The organism is Micromonospora sp. CPCC 206060, assembly GCF_036906895.1.
Taxonomy (GTDB): Bacteria; Actinomycetota; Actinomycetes; order Mycobacteriales; family Micromonosporaceae; genus Micromonospora.
Genome location: NZ_JBAKHU010000233.1, coordinates 1 through 1,216, shown reverse-complemented (window position 1 = coordinate 1,216; position 1,216 = coordinate 1). Strand labels below are relative to the sequence as shown.

The window sequence follows — 1,216 nt, the reverse complement described above, 5'->3', positions numbered from 1 at the left end:
CCGCAACCCGGCCTACCTGATCTACACCTCAGGCTCCACCGGCCACCCCAAAGGCGTCCTCATCGACCACCGCGCCATCACCAACCGACTCCGCTGGATGCAGGACACCTACCACCTCACCACCGACGACCGCATCCTCCAGAAAACCCCCCACACCTTCGACGTCAGCGTCTGGGAATTCTTCTGGCCCCTCACCACCGGCGCCACCCTCGTCATGGCCCAACCCGACGGCCACCGCGACCCCACCTACCTCACCCAGGCAATCACCCGCCACCACATCACCACCATCCACTTCGTCCCCTCCATGCTCCGCGCCTTCACCACCCACCTCACCACCACCGGCGACACCCTCCCCACCCTCCGCCGCATCATCTGCTCCGGCGAAGCCCTCCCCGACGACCTCGCCCACACCGTCCACACCCACCTCAACACCGAACTCCACAACCTCTACGGACCCACCGAAGCCGCCATCGACGTCACCGCCACCGAGTGCCATCCCGGCCACCCCGTCACCATCGGCCAGCCCATCACCAACACCCAGGCACACATCCACGACCCCTGGGGCAACCCCACCCCCATAGGCGTCCCCGGCGAACTCCTCCTCACCGGCATCCAGTTAGCCCGCGGCTACCACCACCAACCCGCCCTCACCGCCGAACGCTTCACCCCCACCGCAGGCGGCCAACGCGCCTACCACACCGGCGACCTCACCCGCTGGACCCCCAACGGCACCATCGAATACCTCGGCCGCCTCGACCACCAGATCAAAATCCGCGGCCACCGCATCGAACTCGGCGAAATCGAAACCACCCTCACCAACCACCCCCACCTGACCGCCGCCGTCGTCCACCCCCACGGCCCCACCCACGACCAACACCTCGTCGCCTACCTCATCCCCACCCCCGGCCACACCCCCGACCCCGACGAACTCCGCACCCACCTCAGAGCACACCTACCCGAGGTCATGATCCCCACCCACTGGATCACCCTCACCGAACTCCCGTTGACGACCAGCGGAAAAACCAACCGCAAAGCCCTCCCCCCACCCGACGCCAACGCCCACCACGGTCAGCGCGAACACACCCCACCGGACACCCCCACCCAGCGGCTCATCGCCGACGCCTACACCCACGCCCTCACCAACCACACCCGACCCGTCGGCATCCACGACCGCTTCTTCGACATCGGCGGCGACAGCATCCGCGCCATCCGCGTC

The 1,216-nt window shown here is 67.7% G+C and carries 1 protein-coding gene; it reads left to right on the top strand.

The window, feature by feature from the left end; translation table 11 throughout:
- Positions 1 to 1,216 (top strand): amino acid adenylation domain-containing protein (locus V6U90_RS33455; protein ID WP_334445192.1); only part of this gene is annotated, 1,216 nt, incomplete at both ends.